Annotated in this window: 19 protein-coding genes and 1 pseudogene; 7 read left to right on the plus strand and 13 right to left on the minus strand. The window is 71.3% G+C overall.

Features of this window, described 5'->3' with window-relative positions:
- Window positions 1–193 precede the first annotated feature (193 nt).
- Window positions 194–523, plus strand: coding sequence for a hypothetical protein (locus OG439_RS29335; RefSeq protein ID WP_326944026.1), 330 nt, complete (start codon window positions 194–196; stop codon window positions 521–523).
- A 3-nt stretch (window positions 524–526) separates the two neighbouring features.
- On the opposite strand, the pseudogene OG439_RS29340 reads toward OG439_RS29335, so the two are convergent.
- Window positions 527–2017 (minus strand): annotated as a pseudogene (locus tag OG439_RS29340) (FGGY-family carbohydrate kinase).
- A 96-nt stretch (window positions 2018–2113) separates the two neighbouring features.
- On the opposite strand from OG439_RS29340, the gene OG439_RS29345 reads away from it, so the two are divergent.
- From OG439_RS29345 to OG439_RS29360, 4 genes are all read left to right on the plus strand, one after another.
- Window positions 2114–3106: a LacI family DNA-binding transcriptional regulator gene (locus OG439_RS29345; RefSeq protein ID WP_326944027.1), complete on the plus strand. Its 993-nt coding sequence runs from the start codon at window positions 2114–2116 to the stop codon at window positions 3104–3106.
- 91 nt (window positions 3107–3197) lie between these two features.
- Window positions 3198–4577: a DHA2 family efflux MFS transporter permease subunit gene (locus OG439_RS29350; protein ID WP_326944028.1), complete on the plus strand. Its 1380-nt coding sequence runs from the start codon at window positions 3198–3200 to the stop codon at window positions 4575–4577.
- A 138-nt stretch (window positions 4578–4715) separates the two neighbouring features.
- Window positions 4716–6218: an alpha/beta hydrolase gene (locus OG439_RS29355; protein ID WP_326944029.1), complete on the plus strand. Its 1503-nt coding sequence runs from the start codon at window positions 4716–4718 to the stop codon at window positions 6216–6218.
- Window positions 6219–6290: 72 nt separating this feature from the next.
- A complete protein-coding gene (locus OG439_RS29360) occupies window positions 6291–7154 on the plus strand; it encodes an SGNH/GDSL hydrolase family protein (protein ID WP_326944030.1) in 864 nt (287 codons plus the stop codon).
- Window positions 7155–7195: 41 nt separating this feature from the next.
- Here OG439_RS29360 and OG439_RS29365 read toward each other — a convergent pair whose 3' ends face one another.
- The 10 genes from OG439_RS29365 to OG439_RS29410 form a co-directional block, all read right to left on the minus strand.
- Window positions 7196–7981, minus strand: a complete 786-nt coding sequence (locus tag OG439_RS29365) for a DeoR/GlpR family DNA-binding transcription regulator (protein ID WP_247056883.1) — start codon at window positions 7979–7981, stop codon at window positions 7196–7198.
- Window positions 7982–8083: 102 nt separating this feature from the next.
- Window positions 8084–9889 carry a DUF5107 domain-containing protein gene (locus OG439_RS29370; protein WP_326944031.1) on the minus strand — a complete coding sequence of 602 codons (1806 nt, stop codon included), beginning with the start codon at window positions 9887–9889 and terminating at the stop codon, window positions 8084–8086.
- Window positions 9886–10947 (minus strand): ABC transporter ATP-binding protein, encoded by a 1062-nt coding sequence (locus tag OG439_RS29375; protein ID WP_326944032.1) that lies wholly within the window; start codon window positions 10945–10947, stop codon window positions 9886–9888. Before OG439_RS29375 ends, OG439_RS29370 begins: the two co-directional genes overlap by 4 nt.
- A 6-nt stretch (window positions 10948–10953) precedes the next feature.
- Window positions 10954–11883, minus strand: a complete 930-nt coding sequence (locus OG439_RS29380) for a carbohydrate ABC transporter permease (RefSeq protein WP_326944033.1) — start codon at window positions 11881–11883, stop codon at window positions 10954–10956.
- A 10-nt stretch (window positions 11884–11893) separates the two neighbouring features.
- Window positions 11894–12847, minus strand: coding sequence for a carbohydrate ABC transporter permease (locus OG439_RS29385; protein WP_247056891.1), 954 nt, complete (start codon window positions 12845–12847; stop codon window positions 11894–11896).
- The gene (locus OG439_RS29390; RefSeq protein ID WP_442792351.1) at window positions 12847–14223 is read right to left on the minus strand and encodes an ABC transporter substrate-binding protein; all 1377 of its coding nucleotides are present in this window, start codon (window positions 14221–14223) and stop codon (window positions 12847–12849) included. Before OG439_RS29390 ends, OG439_RS29385 begins: the two co-directional genes overlap by 1 nt.
- Window positions 14224–14349: 126 nt before the next feature.
- Window positions 14350–15204: a class II fructose-bisphosphate aldolase gene (locus OG439_RS29395; protein ID WP_326944035.1), complete on the minus strand. Its 855-nt coding sequence runs from the start codon at window positions 15202–15204 to the stop codon at window positions 14350–14352.
- A 57-nt stretch (window positions 15205–15261) separates the two neighbouring features.
- Complete coding sequence (locus OG439_RS29400; protein ID WP_326944036.1) at window positions 15262–16164, minus strand: 1-phosphofructokinase family hexose kinase; 903 nt, start codon at window positions 16162–16164, stop codon at window positions 15262–15264.
- Window positions 16165–16171: 7 nt separating this feature from the next.
- On the minus strand, window positions 16172–17053 hold the full coding sequence (locus tag OG439_RS29405) for an SIS domain-containing protein (RefSeq protein WP_326944037.1): 882 nt from the start codon (window positions 17051–17053) through the stop codon (window positions 16172–16174).
- A gap of 212 nt (window positions 17054–17265) precedes the next feature.
- Complete coding sequence (locus tag OG439_RS29410; protein WP_326944038.1) at window positions 17266–17493, minus strand: hypothetical protein; 228 nt, start codon at window positions 17491–17493, stop codon at window positions 17266–17268.
- Window positions 17494–17625: 132 nt separating this feature from the next.
- On the opposite strand from OG439_RS29410, the gene OG439_RS29415 reads away from it, so the two are divergent.
- Window positions 17626–18063, plus strand: coding sequence for a GNAT family N-acetyltransferase (locus tag OG439_RS29415; protein ID WP_326944039.1), 438 nt, complete (start codon window positions 17626–17628; stop codon window positions 18061–18063).
- On the opposite strand, the gene OG439_RS29420 is transcribed toward OG439_RS29415, so the two are convergent.
- Both OG439_RS29420 and OG439_RS29425 read right to left on the minus strand, forming a co-directional pair.
- Window positions 18060–18710 (minus strand): hypothetical protein, encoded by a 651-nt coding sequence (locus tag OG439_RS29420; protein ID WP_326944040.1) that lies wholly within the window; start codon window positions 18708–18710, stop codon window positions 18060–18062. The two genes, OG439_RS29415 and OG439_RS29420, sit on opposite strands and share 4 nt — an antisense overlap.
- A 92-nt stretch (window positions 18711–18802) precedes the next feature.
- Window positions 18803–19516 (minus strand): SDR family oxidoreductase, encoded by a 714-nt coding sequence (locus OG439_RS29425; RefSeq protein ID WP_326944041.1) that lies wholly within the window; start codon window positions 19514–19516, stop codon window positions 18803–18805.
- Between the two features lie 103 nt (window positions 19517–19619).
- Here OG439_RS29425 and OG439_RS29430 point away from each other — a divergent pair, with 103 nt between their 5' ends.
- Window positions 19620–20522, plus strand: a complete 903-nt coding sequence (locus OG439_RS29430) for a LysR family transcriptional regulator (RefSeq protein WP_326944042.1) — start codon at window positions 19620–19622, stop codon at window positions 20520–20522.
- The last annotated feature ends 164 nt before the right edge of the window (window positions 20523–20686 follow it).

Consider the following 20686-nt stretch of genomic DNA (forward strand, 5'->3'; position numbering starts at 1 on the left):
AGTGCTTGCTGTGAAACACTTTCCGCAGTAAGTTGGCAGCCCACCGAAGGCTGGGGATCAGCCATCGGGGCTCGTGCTGCTCGACGGGATCGGGGAGGTGACCGGAGAGAGCGCTTACCGGCGGTCGGGTCGCCGTCGGGTGCAGGAGGGATGTCATGCCGTGGTACGCACAGGACAAGCAGTGTCCGACCGAGTGACAGAGCCATATCTGGTGGCACAGGACGCCATCGCCGAAGAGCTGCTACGCGGCAAGTGGTGCGTGTACCTGCACGAATGGCTGGGCGACGACGGCGATCTGCCGACGTGGCAGGCCGAGGTGGCCGCCAAAGCGTCACTCTCCGGAGTCGAAGTGTGCTTCGTCGAGATCCCGCGCAAGGACATGACGCTGATCGCGAACGTGCGGGCGTTGCCGTCCTTCGAGCAGGTCACGGAGTCGATCGCGGCGCTGGAGGACTACCGCGGCCGCGTCGACCGACAACGTTGGCACGGCCCGGCGGTGCGCCGGCTGCCCCCACCTGAGTAGCGGCTACCGAGCCGCTTCACGTTGCTGGGCCGCGAGGAAGTGCGCCGTCTTCGCCGTGGCGTCGTACAACGCGCGGTAGTGCTCGTAGAACTCCTGGTACCGCGTGACGTTCGCCGGGTCCGGCGTCACCGTCGTCGCGATCGGGTTGGCGCGGGCCGGGTCGATCTCTACGCCGGTGGCCTCCGCCGCCAGGAGCGCGTCGCCCAGGCAGGCACCAATCGTCTCGGCCGGGATCTGCTGGGGCAGGCCCGTGACGTCGGAGACGATGCGCGTCCACAGCCCGCCCTTGGTACCGCCGCCGACCGCGACCAGCCGCCCGGCCGCACCACCCGCGGCGGCCATCGCCTCCAGGTTGTGCCGCACGCCGTACGCGATGCCTTCGAGCGCCGCGCGGTAGAGGTCGGCGCGGCCGTGCGTGGTCGTCAGCCCGGCGAGCACGCCGCGGGCGTCCGGATCGAACAGCGGCGTCCGCTCCCCGGCGAAGTACGGCAGCAGCAGGAGCCCGCGGCTGCCCGCCGGCACCTCCGCGGCTTCCGCGACCAGGCCGGCGTAGTCGCCGCCGACGAGTCGGCGCAGCCAGTCGGTGACCGCGCCGGACGTCGCCATGCCCGCGGCCAGGGTGAAGCTGCCCGGCGTGACGCCGCGCGTGCCCCACAGGCCGGGGTGCGGCCGCGGTTCGGTGAGCACCTGGACGAGGAACATCGTGGTGCCGTACATGACCATCACGTCACCCGGCTCGCGGACGCCGACGCTGGCCGCCTCCGCCCAGGCGTCGACCGTCCCGGCGGTGACGGGCAGGCCACGCGGCAACCCGGTCCGCGCCGCCGCGGCCGCCGTCACCTCGCCCGCGATCTCGGTCGGCCACCGCAGTTCGGGCAGCTCGAGCCCGGGTGCGACGCGCTCCGCCCAGTCCTTCGCCCATTCGCCGGCCGCGAGGTCGTACAGCGGCGTGCACTGGCTGGCCGAGTGGTGGTCCAGGACGTAGCGGCCGGTGAGCCGGTGCACCAGGAACGAGCTCGCCATCAGGAGTTTCTCCGTGCGCGCGTAGACGTCCGGCTCGTGCCGGACCAGCCAGCGCACCTTGGGCCCGACGGCCTAGCTGGTCAGCGGCGAACCGCCGCGCGCCAGGATCTCGCCGGCCCCGAACTCTTCGTTCAGCTCCGCGATCTCGGCGCCCGCCCGGGTGTCGACGCCGTAGAGGATGGCCGGCCGCAACGGGTCGCCGTGCTCGTCGGCCGGCAGCAGGCACGGGCCGATGCCGCTGACCCCCAGCCCGGCGAGCGGCCGGCCGTTCGCCGCACTCAGCAGGTCCGCGACGATGGCGGTGAAGTCGGCCCACCACACGGTTTCGGCGTCGTGCTCCACCCAGCCGGGGTGGGGCGCCGAGACGCCGTGCTCGCGGACGGACCGGGCGAGCACCGCGCCCTCGGCGTCCACCAGCACGCCCTTCGAGCCGGCCGTGCCGATGTCCACGCCGAGCAGCAGCCCCGTCATCCGCCCCTCCACGCACCGCTGATGCGGGAAATCGATTACCACCAAGCTATGGTGTGCCGGGAACACTGTCAACGACACAGGTGAACGAGGACGCGGGTGGCGACGATCTCCGACGTGGCGGCGCTGGCCGGCGTGTCCACCGCGACCGTGTCCCGGGCGCTCAACGGCAAGTCCACTGTGGACCCGGTGCTGGCCGAACGGGTCGCGCGGGCGGTGGAAGAGCTCGGCTACGCACCGAACGGCCTGGCCCGCAGCCTGCGCCGCCGCGAGACGGCGGTGCTCGCGCTCATCATCTCCGACGTCGAGAACCCGTTCTTCACGGCGATCGCGCGCGGGGTCGAGGACACCGCCCAGGCCGCCGGGTTCTCCGTGATGCTGTGCAACTCCGACGAGAACACCGCGAAGGAACGCCGGTACGTCGAGGTCGCGGCGCAGGAACGGCTGGCGGGCGTGATCATGTCGCCGACCACCGGCGACAGCGACGTCCGCCCGCTGCTCGCGCACGGCACGCCGATCGTGACCGTCGACCGGCGCCTGGAAGCGGCCGACTGCGACGCGGTGCTCGTCGATTCCCGCGTCGCGGCCCGGGATGCCGTGCGGCACCTCGTCGACCGCGGTTACGAGCGGATCGCGTGCGTCGCGGGGCCGCCGGGCATCACCACCGCGGACGACCGTCTCGACGGTTACCGCGACGGGCTTCGCGACGCGGGCCGGAAACTCTCGACGCGGCTGGTACGCCGTTGCGAATTCCGCGAAACCGGCGGATACGAAGCGGCGAAAAAGTTGCTGGCGCAGACCGACGCGCCGGACGCGCTCCTGGTGTCCAGCAGCACGATGGCGATCGGCGTGCTGCAGGCGATGGCGGAGCGGGGCCTGCGTGCGGGCCGCGACGTCGGCATCGTCTCGTTCGACGACGCGCCGTGGACGACGCTGATTTCGCCGACCCTGACGGTGGTGGCCCAGCCGGCCCACGCGATGGGCCAGCTCGCGGCGCGGCTGCTGCTGGACCGCATCGGCGGCGGCTCCCCCGCGACGACCACGACGACGATGGCGGCGCAGCTGATCGTCCGGGGCAGCTCCACACGCTGAAAGCGGCACTTTCACGTGAAAGTGCCGCTTCCGGATCACTCCCGCCGGCACGGTTGACTTCAACCATTCTTGAGCTTTTACCGTCGGTGGCATGACTGCTCTCCTGCCGCCGATCCCGCGGACCGTCTGGATCGCCTCCGGGGTGATGGCCCTCGGCGGCTTCCTCGGCAACATGGACGGCTCGATCGTCGCCGTCGGGCTGGAGTCGATGCGGCTGAGCCTGGGCGTCGGCCTGGTCGAGGTCCAGTGGGTCGCCACGGCGTACCTCCTCGGGCTGTCCGCGGCGCTGCCGCTGACGCCGTGGCTCGTCCGGAAGCTCGGCGCGGGACGGCTGTGGCTCGGCGCGCTCGCCGCGTTCCTGGTGACGTCGGCCGCGTGCGCGCTCGCGCCGGACGTCGGGACGCTCATCGGCGTCCGCGCGGTGCAGGGCATGGCCGCCGGCGTCATGGTCACGGCCGGGCAGACCGTGATCGGGCTGGCCGTCGGCCCGGAACGGCTCGGCCGGACCATGGGCACGCTCGGCCTGGTCGTCGGGCTCGCGCCGGTGATCGGACCGAGTGTCGGCGGCTTGCTGCTCGCGCACTTCTCGTGGCCGGTGCTGTTCTGGCTGAACCTGCCGATCGGCGTGGTCGCGTTCGGGCTGGCACTGCGGTTCGTGCCGCGCGGCGACCGGCGGCAGCCGCCGCCGGTGGACTGGCCCGGCCTGATCCTGGTCTCGCTCGGCCTGCCGCTGGTCGTCTACGCGCTCACCGAACTCGGCGCGCCCGGGTCCACCGGCCCGCTGAACGTCGTGCTGGCGGCCGTCGGCGCGGTCGCGCTCGCCATCTTCACCTGGTGGTCGACGCGCGCGCCGCACCCGGTGCTGCAGCTGCGGCTGGCCACCCGGCCGGTCATGGGCGCGGCGCTGGCCGCCGTGCTGCTCGCCGGCGCCGGGATGTTCGGCGCGGTGCTGCTGCTCCCCCTGTGGTTCCAGGTCCGCCTCGGCGCCGGGCCGGCCGAAGCGGGGGTGCTGCTCGCACCGATGGGCTTGGCCACCACGGTGTTCGTGCTGGTGGCCGGGCGGCTGACCGACCGGTACGGCGGCGGCACGGTCTCCTTCACCGGGTCGCTGGTGGTGCTGGCGAGCACGGTGCCGATGCCCTGGCTCGGCCCGGCCACGCCGATGTGGCTGATCCAGGCGTTGCTGCTGGTCCGCGGCGCGGGGCTGGGGTTGTCGATCATGCCCGCGTCGACGGCGGCGTACGCCTCGGTCGACGCGGGCGAACTCGGGCACGCGACGGCGTTGGTGAACATCGTGCTGCGCGTGGGCGGCGCGGTCGGTGGCGCGTCGTGCGTGATCGTCTTGTCCCGCGGCCTCACGATCGATCCGGCGACCGGCTTCGGCTGGGCGTTCGGCGTGCTGGGCGCGCTGTGCGTGCTCGGCACCGTCGCGACGGCCTGGCTGCGCCGCGCCGAGCGGCGAAAGAGCTGACCGGCACCGCGACGGCCACGCTGCGCGATCGTCCACAGTGGACGCCACGGTAGGACCCACCTGCGAACCTGGCGCGATCACCGGTTTGGTGATTTCCTGGAGCCGATCAACCACGGTCAGTGACGGGGAGGACGGGTCATGCTGGGGGTACGCAAGCGGCTGCTGACCGCGGCGGCGGTCACGGCGGTAGCGGGAAGCCTGCTGGCCGCCGCGCCGGCGTCGGCGGCCGGCACGGGAAGCGTCGACTGGAAACCCTGCGCGGACGCGCCGGGCGTCGACTGCGGCGCGGTGACCGTGCCGATCGACTACGCCCACCCGGAGAAGGGCACCACGAGCGTCGCGCTCGCCCGGCGGAAGGCCACCGACCCGCAGGCCCGGATCGGCGCGGTCCTGATGGACCCGGGCGGTCCCGGCGGGCCGGGCGCGGGCCAGGTCAAGGAAGGCTGGTCGCTCTCGGCCGAGGTCACCAAGCGCTTCGACACCGTGGGCTTCGACCCGCGTGGCATCGGCGACAGCACCCAGATCAAGTGCGGCCTCGACGAGGTCATCGCCGACCACCCCGAGGTGCCGCGCAACCAGGCCGAGTTCGAGCAGCTCGCGCAGTACAACCGGAAGGTCGGCGACAGCTGCTCCCGGCTCACCGGGCCGCTCGCGAGTTTCGCCGACACCAAGACCGTCGCGCGGGACATGGACGCGATCCGCGCCGCGCTCGGCGAGAAGAAGCTGACCTACTACGGCGTTTCGTACGGGACGCTGATGGGCCAGCAGTACGCCGAGCTGTTCCCCGGCAAGGTCCGCGCGCTCGTGCTGGACAGCAACATGGACCACTCGCAGCTGGGCGCGTGGGACTTCCTGCGCAGCGAAACGCAGTCCGTGCAGGCGGAGTTCGGCGAGTTCGCCGGCTGGTGCGGCCGGACGCCGTCCTGCGTGTTGCACGGCCAAGACGTCTCCAAGCTGACGCGGGACCTGCAGGACAAGGCCGCGCGCGGGGAACTGAAGGCGCCGCAGAGCGGTGAGCCGATCACCCCGCTGAACCTCGCGTCGATCTTCCAGGGCGCCTTCTACGGCCCGAGCTGGGACCAGCTGGCGAAGACGCTGAAGTCCTTCGCGGACGGCACTCCGCCGGCCGCGTCGGCTCGAGCGCGAGACGAGATCCCGGTCAACACCGTGTTCCAGAGCATCTTCTGCGACGACTGGAAACTGCCGGTGCACAGCTACGCCGAACTGGAGACCTACCGGCGTGCGGCCGCGGCCTCCGCACCGGACGTCAAGGTCAACTCGCTGGGCTGGTCCGCCGTGACCGCCTGCATCGGCTGGCCGGAGAAGGCGAGCAACCCGCAGCACCCGCTGCAGGTGCACGGCGCGCCGCCACTGCTGGTCCTGAGCAGCAAGTTCGACCCGGCGACGCCGTACGCGTGGTCGCAGACCGTGGCCCGGCAGACCGGCAACACGCTGCTCACCTACGACGGCTGGGGCCACGGCGCCTACTTCAAGAACAGCGACTGCGTCACCAAGGCGACCGACGACTACCTGATCACCGGCAAGCTCCCGGCCCGGGGCACGCACTGCGCCGCGGTGGAGCCGGGCACGGCGCAGGCCCGGATCGCCGGGCCGAAGGCGCCGGTGACGATCGGTTTCTGACGCTTCCGTTGCGAGGCCGGGAGCGGCACAATCGGTTCCGGCCCCGCAACGTCGCGGGCAAAGGAGACCGTCATGCGGTTCAGGACTTTCCTCGCGAGCACGGCGATCGCCGTCACGCTGACCGGGCTGGCCACGGCTCCCGCGGACGCCGGAGTCCGGCACGGCGGCGGGTACCTCGCGCTCGGTGACTCCGTGGCGTTCGGGTACCGGCCCGGCGCCGTGACACCGGTTTCCGACTACCTGAACGCGGCCAACTTCCGCGGCTACGCCGAGAACTACGCGGCCCTGCGCGGCTTGCGGGTCGCCAACGCGTCGTGTCCCGGCGAGACGACCGGAAGCATGCTGAAGGCGGGCGCGCAGAGCAACGGCTGCGAGAACTCCGTCGGTTCCCCGGTCGGCTACCGGACGACGTTCCCGCTGCACGTGACGTACGCGGGCACCCAGATCGACTACGCCACGCGGTACCTGCGCACCCACCAGGACACCAAGCTGGTGACGCTGAACATCGGCGCCAACGACATGTTCGTCTGCCAGGCCACGACGCCGGACCAGTGCACCGGCCCGGACTTCCAGGCGGCGCTGAACCGGATGAGCCGCAACGTCGCGACGATCCTCGGCGCCGTGCGCGCCCACTACCGCGGTGACGTCGTGCTGATGTCGTACTACTCGCTCGACTACCGCGATCCCGCGCAGGTCAAGCAGGTGCAGGCGATCGACGCGGCGCTCACGCAGGTGACCCGCCGCTACCACGGGAAGATCGCCGACGGCTTCACGGCGTTCCGGCTCGCCTCTCTACGCACAGGCGGCGACCCGTGCGCGGCTGGGCTGCTGATCAAGCTGCCGACCGGGGGCTGCGACGTCCACCCGACAGCGGCCGGCCACCGCGTCCTCACGGCGGCCCTCGCTTGGGCGGTCGTGAGTGGTAATGAGGGTTAGAACCCGCATTACCACTCACGAGAGCGGCGGCAGACCCACCTTCAGACGGCTTGGACCTCGACGCCCGCGGCCTCGAACGCGCGCACGACCTCCGGGTCCGCTTCCGCGTCGGTCACCAGTGCGTGCACCTGCGACGTCTCGCAGATGCGGGCGAACGCGCGGCGGCCCAGCTTCGACCCGTCCGTCACCGCGACCACGCGCTCGGCGCGCTCCACCATCAGGCGGTTGATGCTGGCCTCGCCCTCGTGGTGGGCGAACGCGCCCGCGTCCGGGTCGAACGCGTCGACGCCGAGGAACAGCAGGTCGATGGTCAGCTCGCTGAGCACCCGCGTGGCCAGCGGCCCGCTCAGCTCGAACGACTGCGGTCGCGCCACCCCGCCGGTCACCACGATCTTGACGTTCGGCCGCACCGCCAGCTCGTGCGCGATGTTCAGCGCGTTCGTCACCACCGTGATGCCCGGCGCGTCACCCCGGCCGGACAGGTCGGAGCGGATCGCCAGCGCCCGCGCCACGCCGGCGGTCGTCGTGCCGCCGTTGAGGCCGACGACCATCCCCTTGGCGGCGAACGCGGCCGCGGCGTTGCTGATCCGCTGCTTCTCCGGGACGTGCCGCGCGGTCTTGTAGCGCAGCGGCAGGTCATAGGCGAGGTCGTTGGCGACCGCGCCACCACGCGTGCGCGTGAGCAGCTGCTGCTCGGCCAGGTGGTCGAGGTCGCGGCGGATGGTGGCCGCGGAGACGCTCAGCTCCTCGGCCACGTCCTCGACGTCGATCTTTTCCCGCTGCCCCAGCATGTCCAGCAGGGTGCTCAACCGTTCGTGCCGGGCCATCGGCGGTACTCCCTAGGTTCCTGTGCACAAAGAAGTGCGCTGTTGACCACCGTTTCGAGCATTATGCTGCACGATCACCGTCCTCGAAACGCGGCACGCCGCCTACTTCATCCGGAAGTCATAGCGCTCCGGCAGCGGATCGGCCGACAGCGCCGCCCAGGTGTCGGACAACGACGTCTCCCCTTCCCGGATGTTCGCGACCTCGAACCCCGCGTCGAAGATCGCCCGCGCACCCTCGACGTCGCCCCGTGCGAGCCGCGCCTGAGCGGCCAGCAGCGCGAGCCGTCCCGTCGGTTCCGGCGGCAGCTCCGGCGCACACCCGGCCGCGACGGCCTCCACCAGCAGCGGCTCCAGAGCCGGCGCCAGCTTCAACGCGCGTTCGTACAGCTGGGCCGCCTCCGCCGAGCCGGCCGTCACCGCCAGGCAGCGCAGCGCCCACGGGTTCTCGGCCGCTGACACCGAAGCCGCCCACGCCTCCCGCGCCGCCTCGTGACGCCCGGCCGCCCAGCGCGCGACACCGCGGTGGTACCAGGTCAGCCAGTTGTCGGCCGTGTGCTCCAGCAGATCGGCCCAGTAGCGGTTGACCAGCGTCGACGGCGGCACGGCCAGCGGGTCACCCGCCGGCGGGACACCGTCCAGCAGGGACAACCACGGCTCCTGCTCCGGCCCCAGCGACTCCGGGGGAAACGGCGTGCCCGGCAGGTACGCCGGCATCCGGCGGGCCTCCAGCGCACCCCAGCCGGATCCCGTGGCCAGCAGGGGGCCCGGCTCGACGTCGAGGATCTTCCGCCACTGTTCGTGGTACCCGGTCAACACCGGCGCGACGACGGCGTCGGTGGCGGCCCGCCAGTCGTCGCCGTGGACCACCGCGGGATCGGCCGCGAGCGGGCCGTACGCCTCGAGCCAGTCCCACGCCTCGCCCGAGGGGAGCCGCAGGTGCTCCAGCTGCGTGCGGGCCAGCCCGGCCTGGATCTCCAGGTAGCCGCCGGCGCCCGGCGCCAGCCAGTCCTGCCAGCGCCGGCCACCCGCGGATTCGCCCCACAGGAACAGCTTCCGGCCCCGCAGCCGCTCGGTCGACGTCTGCAGCAGGCCGCGCCCATCACCGTCGACCGCGGCGATCCACGGCTTCGAGCACTCGAAGAAGTAGTCCGCTGCAGACTCGGCACGCGCCGGGTAGGTCAGCGCACCCGGGACGTCGACCAGGTCCAGCCGGCCGGAATAACCGTAGTGCCAGGCTTGCGTGGCCGGCGCGAGCACGCGGGTGTCCGGCGTCTGCGCCACCGCGATGTTCGACCACCAGTACACCGGGACGTCGTGCGGGTGCGGGTTGCGGATCCGCACGCCCACCAGCAGGAAGTCCGAGTCGTCGGGCAGCCAGAAGTCGAGGTGGTAGGGCAGGTCGCGGGTACGTTCCCACTCCCACAGCCGCAGTACCGGCGTGCCGTCCGGCCCGTCGACCTGAGCCGCGAACATCGGCGCGCACGTCAGCGTCGTGTGCCCGGTGCTGCCGAGGTTCCACTCGACACCGCCGGCGAACCAGGCGTCCCGCAGCGCGAGGTTCGCGGGCTGGAACACCGGGTTGCGGTAGAGCAGCTCACGTCCGTTGTGGACCAGCGAGTACAGCCGTCCGCCCAGCGTGGGCAGGATGGTCGCCCGCACCCGGTCGTTCTCCAGCACCAGCGCGGGCAGCTCCCGTGTGACACGTTCCCGCGAGTAGCCGTCCTGAAGACGGCACGGCAGCACGGTGTCGAGCCGCCCGTACTCGAGCCCAGCGGCGAGGTCCGGCGGCAGTTCGTCCACATTGGACACTGACGCGACGGCCTCCGGCTTCACCAGCGGCGGCAGCGGGTTCTCCGGCCCCAGCTCGGCCGCGGGCAGCACCAGCACGGTCCGGTACAGGCGTGTCATGGCAGCCGGTCACCGGTGGCCGCGTCGAACAAGTGGACCGAGCCGACCTGCGGCGCCAGCGCGATCGCCTGCCCGCGTTGCCACGGCGACATGCCCGGCGTGCGGACCGTCAGCACGCGGTCGCCGTCACGGCAGTACAGGTACTGGTCGCTGCCCAGCTCCTCGACCACCTCGACGATCGCGTCGAACCCGCCGTCGCCGATCGTCCAGCCCTCGGGCCGGACGCCGACGACGATGCCGGGGCCGGTCAGCGCCGAGCGCTGCGCCGGGGTCAGCGGCAGGTGCGTCCCGCCGACGACGGCGCCGTCGGCGTCCACAGTGGTCTCCAGCAGGTTCATCGCGGGCGAGCCGATGAAGCCGGCGACGAACACGTTCACCGGCCGCGCGAACAGGCCGATCGGCGTGTCGACCTGCTGCAGGACGCCGTCCTTGAGCACCGCGACCCGGTCACCCATGGTCATCGCCTCGACCTGGTCGTGCGTGACGTACAACGTCGTGACGCCGAGACGCCGTTGCAGCGACGCGATCTGCGTGCGCGTCTGCACCCGCAGCTTGGCGTCCAGGTTGGACAGTGGCTCGTCCATCAGGAACACGCTCGGCTCGCGCACGATCGCCCGGCCCATCGCGACGCGCTGGCGCTGCCCGCCGGACAGCTTCGCGGGCTTGCGGTCCAGGTACTCGGTCAGGTCCAGCACCTTCGCCGCTTCCTGCACCCGGCTTTCGCGTTCGGCCTTCGGCATCTTGGCCAGCTTCAGGTGGAAGCCGATGTTCTCGCCGACCGACATGTGCGGGTAGAGCGCGTAGTTCTGGAACACCATCGCGATGTCGCGGTCCTTCGGCGCCAGCTCGGTGACGTCCCGGTCGCCGATGTGGATGGAGCCGTCGTCGACGCCCTCCAGCCCGGCCAGCATCCGCAGCGTCGTCGACTTGCCGCAGCCGGACGGCCCGACCAGCACGAGGAACTCGCCGTCGGCGACCTCGAGGTCGAGCCCGTCGACGGCGGGCCGCTCGACACCGGCGTAGAACCGGGTCGTGTCCTGGAAACTCACGGTGGCCATCAGGTCCTACTTTCCGGCGCCGAGGGTCAGGCCGGTGATGATCCGGCGAGCGAGCACGAGGTAGAGCACGAGCATCGGGAGCACGACGATCGCCACGCCGGCGATCAGGCCGCCGTACTCCGACTGGTAGCTCGCGGCGCCGTAGAAGGTGAACAGCGCCCGCGAGAGCGTGAAGTGGGCCTGGTCCTTGAGGAACACGATCGCCAGCAGCGTCTCGTTCCACAGGCCGATGGCGTTCAGCGTCAACGCCGTGATCAGGCCGCCGCGCGCGAGCGGCAGCATGACGGAGAAGAACGTCCGCGTCGGGGAAGCACCGTCCAACGAGGCCGCCTCCTCCAGCTCGTCCGGCAGCGAGCGGAAGAACCCGGTCAGCAGGAACACGGTGAACGGGATCGACAACGCGACGTAGAGCAGGAACAGGCCGTACTCGTTGTCCAGGTGGGCTTTGCTCATGGTCACGAACAGCGGGATGATCACCGTCTGGAACGGGACGCCCATGCCGATCGCGACGACGTTGGTCAGCGGCCCGGACCCGCGCACGCCGAGCCTGGTCAGCGCGTACGCGCAGGGCGCGGACACGGCGACGGTCGCGACCGTCGCCAGCCCGACCAGGACGACCGTCGTCAGCACGGCGTCGCCGAAGCCGGCGTTGTTCCAGGCGTAGATGAAGTTCCGGAACGGCTTGCCGAGGTGGAACCATTGGTACGGCAGCGCGAACGGCTTGGTGAAGATCTCCACCGGCGTCTTGAACGACGCCGTGAGCAGCCAGTACAGCACCAGCACGTTGCCCGCGGTGAACGCCCAGACGATCACGGAACCCAGCAGCCGCAACGGGCTCAGCTTCCGCGAGCCGGGTGCCGGCCGCGGTTTGCGCGGCACCTTGCGCGGCGGCTTCGCGGCCGGGCGCGCCGGCGCGGCGGCGTCGGTGACGGTCATCGGGTCTCCCTCAGAACTGGATCGCGTCACGGCGCATCAACCGGCGCAGCAGGACAACGAGAATCGACACCAGCGCGATCATCGCCACCGCGCAGGCGCAGGCGGCACCGAAGTCCGGCGTGCCGTTCGAACCGAAGGTCCGGTCGAACACGTAGATCCCGAGCGTCCAGGCCTGGTTCGGCGGTGCGTAGGTGCCCGGCCCGGCCAGCACGAACACCAGCTCGAAGATCTTGAGCGCGTTGATCGTCCACAGGACACCGGCGACGCCGACGACGTCCCACGTCATCGGCAGCGTGATGTTGCGGAACTTCTGCCACGGCGACGCGCCGCCCAGCTCGGCGTCCTCGTAGAGGTACGGCGGGATCCGGTCGACCGCGGCCATCAGGATGGTGATGTAGAAGCCCGAGCTGGCCCAGATCAGCGACGCCGTCACGACGCCGGTCACGTTGGCCGGGGCCAGGAACTTCGCCGCGTCCGCGCCGACGTGCTCCAGCACGTAGTTCGCCAGGCCCTGCTTGCCCGGCTGGTACTTGAACACGAACCCGAGGAACATGCCCAGCGCCACCGGCGCGACGATGTTCGGGAAGAACAGGATGGCCCGGACGACCTTGCCGCCGCGCATGTCCCGCAGCACCATGGTGAACAGGAACGCGATCGCGAACGTGCCGATGCCGCCGAGGAAGACGTACACCAGCGTGTTGCGGAAGGCGTACTGGAACGAGTCGCTCGCCCACATCTGTGTGTAGTTGGTGACGCCATTGGGCTTGGGCGTGTCGCCCGCGCCGGCCCAGCTGGTGAAGCTCAGGACGACGGTCGCGAGCGTCGGCAGTACGAGGAAAGCCAGGTACAGCACCAGAGCCGGGGCGGCGAACGGCCAGAACAGCCGCTTCTTGCGGCGCAGGTGCGCGGCCCCGGCGGCGCGGGTCCCCCGATCCCGCGCCGCCGTCGTCGTGACCGTGGCCATCAGCTCTGGTTCTTCCAGAAGTCGGCACCCTTGGTCGCGAGCTGGTCCACGAACTGCTGCGGGTTCAGCTCGCCCTTGAGCAGCGAGGTGTCGGCCGGGTCGAAGACGTCGGTCTGCCACTTGCCGCCGGCGATGCCGTCGATCCCGTCGTACTGCAGGACGTGCTCCTTCTTCGGGTCGTCCATCGCGGCCTTGACCTGCTTGAGGTCGTCCGGCACGGCGAGGTCGGCGCGCGGCACCAGGTTGTCGGCCACCGCCGGGATGCCGGACAGGATGTCCTTGTTGAGGAAGTAGGCGATGAACGCCTTCGCGGCCTCGGCGTGCTTGGCCTTCTTGGTGACGGCGAAGCCGATCGACATCTGCTCGACGGTGTCGTGCGTGGCGCCGGCCGGCATCGGGAACTGGAACGAGCCGTAGTTGATCTTCGTCCCGGCGCCCTGCTTGTCCAGGTACTCGCGCGTCTCACTCGGCGCCCACGTGCCGACGTAGAGGTAGCGCGAGTCGCCGTCCGCCCAGCGCTGCTGCACCTGCGGGAACTTCGCCGCGTCCCAGCCGTCGATGAAGTACTTCGGCAGCTTCGCGGTTTCGGTGGCGGCCTTGAGGAAACCGGGGTCGGTCTTCCAGAGCTGCCCGGTCTTGTCGGCCGCGGCCTTGTTCAGCCCGCCCGAGCCGACGTAGCGCTCGGCGAGCTGGGTGAAGAAGTACATGTTGTAGAACGGGATGTCGCCGTCCTGGCTGATCGCGGCCTTGCCGTCGGCCTTCGCCTTGTCGAACAGCGCGGTCAGGTCGTCCATCGTCTTCGGCTGCTGGACGTCACCCGCGGCGTCCTTGTTGAACCACCAGGCGCTCGACTGGACGGTGTAGGGGACCATGAAGTTGTGGCCCTCGCGGTCCTTGTTCTGCGGGAAGTCGTACGAGCTGGGCGAAAGCACGTCCTTGACGGTCTTGTCGCCCTCGCCGACCTTCATCGCGAAGACGTCGTCGACGCTCTGCGTGCCGCCCGGCGTCGCGATCGCCGCGCCGACCTTGCTGACGTCCTGGTCGAACAGGTCCGGCACCGCGTCGGTGTTCAGCGCGGGCACCAGGTTCTGCGTGTAGGCCTTGCGCCCCAGCCACTGCACGTTCACCTTGACGCCGGTCTTCTCCTGGAAGCACTTGAAGGCCTTCTGCAGGACCTTGCCCTGGGGCTCGTCGGCCGTCCACATCGCCCAGTAGGTGAACTCCTTGTCCGTGGCGGGTTTGACCGCCGCCTCCGGGCAAGGCGCGTTGAGGTACTGGTCGACACCGGGCAGCGCGTTCTCACCGGTGTCGCTGCCGGAGTCCGCGCCCCCGCCGCAGCCGGCCAGCAGGAGAGAGGCCCCCACCGCACACGCCATGACCTTGCTTCGCCGCATCCGCCACCACCAGAGTTCGAGTTTCACGCAACTTCTGCGCGTTGCTGCGCAGTTTTGTTAGGTTTCACGCATCTGTCAACACTCATTGGAACAAATTCTGCTCAATCGTCACTTGGGTCCGCCCTCCGTGACCAGCATGAGCACACCGAGCAACCGCCGCACCTCGACGGCGACGGCGTCCCGCCCGGCCCCCAGGTACTTCCGCGGGTCGACGCGGTCCGGGTGCGCACGCCAGTCGCCGGTGGCGGCCGCGGTGAACACCTTGTTGAGCTGGGTGGCGATGTTGATCTTCGTCATCCCGGCTTTCACGGCCTCGGCCAGGCCGTCGTCGGACACCCCGGAAGAACCGTGCAGCACCAGCGGGACCGGCACCCGGGCCCGCAGCCGCGCGATCAGCTCGAAGTCCAGCGCGGCGTCCCGGGTCAGCATCGCGTGCGAGCTGCCGACGGCGACGGCGAGCGCGTCGACCCCGGTGGCCGCGGCGAACTCCGCCGCCTCGTCCGGATCGGTGCGCGCGCCGGGCGCGTGCACGCCGTCCTTGCCCCCGACCTCGCCCAGCTCGGCTTCGACCCAGACGCCGTGGTCGTGGCAGAACGCGGTGATCTCCCGGGTCGCACGGACGTTGTCGGCGTAGTCCAGTTTGGACGCGTCGAACATGACCGACCCGAACCCGAGCCCGACGGCTTCCCGCACGAGGTCGGCGGACTCGGCGTGGTCGAGGTGCACGGCGACGTCCGGCTCGGCCTCCCGGGCCGCGGCGAGCGCCGCACCACCGATCGGCGCGAGGGCGCCGTGGTAGCGGACGGCGTTCTGGCTGAGCTGCACGATCACCGGCGCTCGGGCCGCGGCCGCACCGTCGACGATGGCGGTGATGTGTTCCAGCTGGATGGCGTTGAAGGCCCCACAGCCGCGTCTCGCCGCCGCGGCGGCGGTGACGATCTCCCCGGTGCTCACCAGAGGCATGACCTACTCCTGTCGTTTCGGGTCTGCCGCGGCTTGTCGTGAGTGGTAATTCGGGTTCTAACCCGAATTACCACTCACGACCCGCACCGCGACCAAGTCCAGTTCGCGCTCGTAGTGCGCCAGGTCGACGTCGCCGGCCAGCGGACCCAGCACCGCTGCGCCGGACAGTGCGACGGCCCGGCGCAGGATGTCCGGCCACGGCTCGCGGCGGCTGAGGCCCAGTGCGAGTGCCGCGACCACCGCGTCACCCGCACCGGTGCTGTTGCCGTGGAGCGCGGTGGACGGCGTCGCGTGCCACGTGCCCGAGCCGGTGACCGCGAGCAGGCCGTCGGCGCCGAGCGACACGACGACCGCACCCGCGCCCGCCTTCCGCAGCTCACCCGCCGCGGCGACCGGGTCGGCCAGGCCCGTGACCTCGCGCAGCTCTTCGGCGTTCGGCTTCACCACGGCCGGGTGCGCGGCCAGGCCGGCCAGCAGTGCCGCGCCTGACGTGTCCAGCACCGACGTTCCCGTGAGCAGCGACGCGTAGGCGCCGGACGGCGCACCGGGCGGGAGGCTGCCGGAGCAGACCAGCACCTCGGGCGCGTGCCGCCGGACCGCGTCGGCGAGCAGCGCCCACTCCGCGACCGACAGCGCCGGGCCGGGCTCGTTCAGCAGCGTGACCGACCCGTCGTCGCCCAGCACGGTCGTGGTGCGGCGCGTCTCGCCGGCGATCGGCACCAGCTCGGCCGGCAGCCCGGCCGCACCGAGGTCCGCCGCGACCGCGGACCCCGTCGCCCCGCCGGCCGTCGCGACCGCGCGGACGTCGACGCCCAGCGCGTGCAGCACCCGCGCGACGTTGATCCCCTTGCCCCCGGCCCGGCTCCGGACCTCCCGGACGCGGTGCACGCCGTCCGGCCGCAGACCGTCCACTGTGTACGTGACGTCGAGCGCGGTGTTGGGCGTGACGGTGAGGATCACGGCGGGCTCACGTCAGGACGACGGAGCGGGAGAGACTGCGCGGGTTGTCCGGGTCCAGGCCCTTGCGCCGGGCGATCGCGCCCGCGACGAGCTGCGCGCGGACCAGGTCGGCCATCGGGTCGAGGCCGCTTTCGACGAACGTGCCGCCCGCCCGGCGGACGTCCTCGGCCAGCCCGTCCGGCGCGTGGCCGAACATCCAGGTCACCCGGCCCGGCTCGGCGATGCTGATCGGGCCGTGCCGGTAGTCCCACGCCGGGTACGACTCCGTCCACAGCAGACACGCCTCGCGGAACTTGAGCGCCGCCTCGTTCGCGAGCCCCACCGACCAGCCGGTGCCGAGGAAGCTGAACTGCCCGGCGCCGACCAATGACTCCGGCAGCGGCTCCACCAGCACCTGCTCGGCCTGCGCGATGACGCCGGTCAGGTCCTCGCCGAGGTGCGCGCGCAGCATCGCGAGCGCGGTGGTGGCGAACCGGGTCTGCACGACCGAGCGTTCGTCCACCGCGGACAGGTCGACGACGCCGTCCGCGGCCCGCTCGATCTCGGCGGGCACGCCGGTGATCGCCGTGGTCCGGGTCCGGCCGCGCAACTGCGCGAGCAGGCTGTGCACCTCGGTCGTGGTGCCCGAGCGGCTCAGCGCGAGCACGTGGTCGTAGGCCCGGCCGACCGGGAACTCGGACGCGGCGAACGCGTCGGTCTCGCCGAGCCCGGCGGTTTCCCGCAGCACCGCGTACGCCTGGCCGACGAACCACGACGTGCCACAGCCGACGATCGCCACCCGGGCGCCCGGGGCGGGCAGCTGCCCGCTGTTCGCCGAGGCCAGCGCGGCCGCGTCCCGCCAGCAGCCGGGCTGGCTCGCGATCTCCGCCGCCATGAAGGTCCCGCTCATGAACTCCCCATCCGTGCCGGTTGTGCGCAACACCTGTCACGTTAGGTGCAGTTTTGTGCGTCGTCAATCGTCGTATCGTGCAACTTCACACAGAGTCCGCGCAGAGAAGTGCGCGAGAAGACAGCAGACGACGGAACCGGCACCGGGTCCGGGCGCAGCAAAAAGGCCACCCTCGGCGAGGGTGGCCTGCAGCAGGAGAGCGGGTCCGGCGGCTACCGGGGCTTGCGGCGCAGCAGCCCGGTGACGACGGCCATCGCGCGCGAACGCGACGACGGCACCGGCGTCACCACCGCCTCCGGGCCGATCCGGCGGCGCATGCGGTAGGCGAGTTCGAGCACTTCGAGATCTTCGGGCCGGCGTCTGCCGTGGACGTCCGGCCGCAGGTACAGCTCGCTGACCGTGACGGGCTTGCCACTGGCACGGGGTGGCGTGCGCGCCATCGGGAACCTCCGGGAGTAGCTGCCGTGCGGGATGGCGCTGATTCTATGAATCAAATTCGGGTTCGTCACCTTACTCACCAGTTGTGTCCGGCGTGTCCCTCGACCGGCCATCCGCCGCGTTAGCCTCGCCGCATGATCACCACTGGGGCGTTGACCGAAACCGACCGTGTGGCCTGGGAAAACCTGTTCGCCGGCTACAACGAGTTCTACGGCAGGCCGCTCACGCCGGAGCTGGCGGATCGCGACTGGCGCGAGTTCTCGACCGGCGAGCGGATGCACGCGCTCGGCGCGCGGCTCGACGGCGAGCTCGTCGGGATCACGCACTTCCTGACGCACGCCAGCACGACGTCGGGCGACGTCTGTTACCTGCAGGACCTCTTCACCGCGCCCGAAGCCCGCGGCCACGGCGTCGGCCGGGCGCTGATCGAAGCCGTCGCCGGCTGGGCGCGGGCCCGGGGCTGCGTGCGCGTCTACTGGCACACGCAGACGTCGAACGCGACCGCGCGCCGGCTCTACGACCAGGTCGCGCTCGACAAGGGGTTCATGCAGTACCAGATCCCGCTCGGCTAGCGGCGGTGCCGGCCACCGCCGCCACCGCGGTGGTGGCCGTGCCCGCCGCCGTCGTGGTGACCGCCGGACCACGCCGACTGCCGCGACGAGGCGGATTGCCGTTGCGAGACCGACTGCCGTTCCGAAACCTGCTGCCGTTGCGAAACCTGCTGGCGCGACGGACTCGAGGGCCGGGCCGAGTGCCGATCGGCACCGGCGGCCCAGGCCGGGAGTTCGTGCCGCACCGGCGCCACCTGATTCGAAGGCGCGGCGGTGTTTCCGGCCGGCTTTCCGGAATTCGCCGGCCGGACCACGGCCGCAGGAATGATTCCGCCGAGTTTCGATTCCGGTACCACGGATTCCGGTGGCGTCACGACGTCCGCCGGTGACGGCGTCAGGGCCAGCGGCACGGGTTCGAGACCGACGGGCGGCCAGACCGCGCCCGCGGCGTGCTCGAACGGCTGCGCCGCCAAGGCCGCGACCCCGCCGGTGATCGCGAGCGCCCCGGCGACGACCGAGAGCGCCCGGACGCGGGCGAGCGAACGCAGCACCGGTGACCGGCGCCGGTGCCGCGACGGCGGCGCTTCGAGCGCGTCCTGCCAGCTGTCCGACCTGACCAGCAACTCGGCCACGCTGACCTGCTCGCGGCGCGGAGCCCGACGTGTCATCAAACCCTCCACCCTGGGTCGACCGGACGGTGGCGACGCGGCCGGTCGAGGCGATCTTAGGAATGACCGGGGGCCGTGTAAAGGATCCGCGCTCAGGACAACCGGCCACCGCCGTCGACGTGCAGGGTCGTCCCGGTGATGAACGGATTCGCCAGCACGCTCAGGGTGGCCGCGGAGATATCCGCCGTGGTGCCGACCCGGCGCGCCGGATTCGATTCCGCCGTGCGGCGGAAGAAGCCGTCCTTCGCTTCGCCGAGGCGGTCCCACGCGCCCGAGTCGACGATGCCCGGCGACACGGCGTTGACGCGGATCGGCGCGAGGTCCACCGCGAGCGCCTCGGCCAGGAACGCGACCGCGCCGTTCGTCGTGGCCATGACCGCCCGCTCGGGCTGCGGGCGCCATGCGGCGACGCCGGAGAACAGCACGATCGCGCCCCCGGCGCGGAATCGCGGCGCGAAGTGCTTGGCCAGCAGCAGCGGCCCGATCACCTTGGCGTCGAACGCCCGGATGATCGCGTCCCGCTCCAGCGTCGCGACCGGCCCGTTCGCCGGGGCCGCGGCGAGGGTGATCAGATAATCGAGTTCGCCCACCTTCCCGGCGAGCGTTTCCAGCGATGATTCATCCCCGAGATCCGCGAATTCCGCGCGTATTCCGGGCTCGGTGAAACGCTCCGGATTCCGCCCGGCGAAGACGACTTCCGCGCCCGCCGCGTGCGCGTCCGCCGCGATCCGGCGGCCGATCCCCGAACCGCCGCCCACGATCACCAATCGCTTTTCCCGCAATGACACCAATGACACCAATGACATCGTCGTGCTCCTTTCGTCTCGCACACCGGGTTCAGCGCACGGCGGCGCCGGATCCATCCCGTCGCGATCCGAAGGTTTTCGATGGCTGCGATAGAATCGGCGAATGCCTACGCTGCGCGCGCTGGAGTGCCTGGTCGCCGTGCTGGACGCGGGGTCGATCACCGAAGCGGCCGCGCGGCTGCACCTGTCGCAGCCCGCGCTGTCCCACCAGATCGGCGCGCTCGAGCGCGAACTGGGCACGCCCGTGCTCGAACGGCTGCCGCGCGGGGTCCGGCCGACCGCGGCAGGCCGGGCGGTCCTGGTCGACGCGCGCGCGGCGCTGGCGGCGGCCGAGCGGGTGGTCCGCACCGGCCGCGCGGTGGCGGACAGCGGTGCCGGCACCCTCCGGATCGCGTGCGCGGAGTCCATGACCGCCGGGCTGCTCGCGCCGGTCCTGCGCGCCTGGCACCGGCACCGGCCGGGCGTGCTGATCACGCTCACCGAGACGACGAGCGCGGACGCGCTGGTCGCGGCGTTGGAGGCGGGCGAAGCCGACGTCGCGGTGGGGCCGCGGCCGAGCCGCTGGACTGGACACACCGAGGTGGTGGGGCGCGAGGAGATCGTCCTGGCCCTGGCCGCCGACCACCCGCTCGCCACCCGCGCATCGGTGCCGATCACGGACCTGGCCGGGCTGCCGGTGGTCCACTACCACCGGGACAACGGCCTCGGCGGCTGGCTGGACGAAGTGGTGGCGGAGCACGGCGCGGTGCTTGACTCGGTGATGCGGACGAAGCAGGCGGCGACGGCGGCCGAGCTGGCCGCGGCCGGCCTGGGGGCCGCGCTGGTCCCGACGACGGCGCTGACCCGCACGTTCGCCGGGGCGCTGCGGCGGCTGAAGCCCGCACCGCACCGCGACGTCGTCACTTTCACCGTTACGCCGTCGGATTCGCTCGTCCGGCGGTTTCGTTCGGACGTGCGTCACCGCGGGATCACCGTCCCGGCCGCGCTACTGGACAAACTCTCCTGAGTGACCCGTTAAATCCTGGTGAATGTGACAGATTCCCTACGAAGGTTTTGTGCCAACAGGACGAACTTCTCCGTCGCGGCCGGATTTCGCTGTGCCATTCGCCAAAGTTTGCTTCCATCGGATAGCTTGCTCCTACCGGCCAGTACCGGCGGTGGGGCCGATCG

This window comes from Amycolatopsis sp. NBC_01307 (assembly GCF_035975215.1).
Taxonomy (GTDB): Bacteria; Actinomycetota; Actinomycetes; order Mycobacteriales; family Pseudonocardiaceae; genus Amycolatopsis.

Excerpts from the sequence above, each read along its gene's own strand:
- OG439_RS29350 (WP_326944028.1), top strand. The coding sequence starts at position 3,198 with ATGACTGCTCTCCTGCCGCCGATCCCGCGGACCGTCTGGATCGCCTCC.
- OG439_RS29355 (WP_326944029.1), top strand. The coding sequence starts at position 4,716 with ATGCTGGGGGTACGCAAGCGGCTGCTGACCGCGGCGGCGGTCACGGCG.
- OG439_RS29360 (WP_326944030.1), top strand. The coding sequence starts at position 6,291 with ATGCGGTTCAGGACTTTCCTCGCGAGCACGGCGATCGCCGTCACGCTG.
- OG439_RS29365 (WP_247056883.1), bottom strand. The coding sequence starts at position 7,981 with ATGGCCCGGCACGAACGGTTGAGCACCCTGCTGGACATGCTGGGGCAG.
- OG439_RS29370 (WP_326944031.1), bottom strand. The coding sequence starts at position 9,889 with ATGACACGCCTGTACCGGACCGTGCTGGTGCTGCCCGCGGCCGAGCTG.
- OG439_RS29375 (WP_326944032.1), bottom strand. The coding sequence starts at position 10,947 with ATGGCCACCGTGAGTTTCCAGGACACGACCCGGTTCTACGCCGGTGTC.
- OG439_RS29380 (WP_326944033.1), bottom strand. The coding sequence starts at position 11,883 with ATGACCGTCACCGACGCCGCCGCGCCGGCGCGCCCGGCCGCGAAGCCG.
- OG439_RS29385 (WP_247056891.1), bottom strand. The coding sequence starts at position 12,847 with ATGGCCACGGTCACGACGACGGCGGCGCGGGATCGGGGGACCCGCGCC.
- OG439_RS29390 (WP_442792351.1), bottom strand. The coding sequence starts at position 14,223 with ATGGCGTGTGCGGTGGGGGCCTCTCTCCTGCTGGCCGGCTGCGGCGGG.
- OG439_RS29395 (WP_326944035.1), bottom strand. The coding sequence starts at position 15,204 with ATGCCTCTGGTGAGCACCGGGGAGATCGTCACCGCCGCCGCGGCGGCG.
- OG439_RS29405 (WP_326944037.1), bottom strand. The coding sequence starts at position 17,053 with ATGAGCGGGACCTTCATGGCGGCGGAGATCGCGAGCCAGCCCGGCTGC.
- OG439_RS29410 (WP_326944038.1), bottom strand. The coding sequence starts at position 17,493 with ATGGCGCGCACGCCACCCCGTGCCAGTGGCAAGCCCGTCACGGTCAGC.
- OG439_RS29415 (WP_326944039.1), top strand. The coding sequence starts at position 17,626 with ATGATCACCACTGGGGCGTTGACCGAAACCGACCGTGTGGCCTGGGAA.
- OG439_RS29420 (WP_326944040.1), bottom strand. The coding sequence starts at position 18,710 with ATGACACGTCGGGCTCCGCGCCGCGAGCAGGTCAGCGTGGCCGAGTTG.
- OG439_RS29425 (WP_326944041.1), bottom strand. The coding sequence starts at position 19,516 with ATGTCATTGGTGTCATTGGTGTCATTGCGGGAAAAGCGATTGGTGATC.
- OG439_RS29430 (WP_326944042.1), top strand. The coding sequence starts at position 19,620 with ATGCCTACGCTGCGCGCGCTGGAGTGCCTGGTCGCCGTGCTGGACGCG.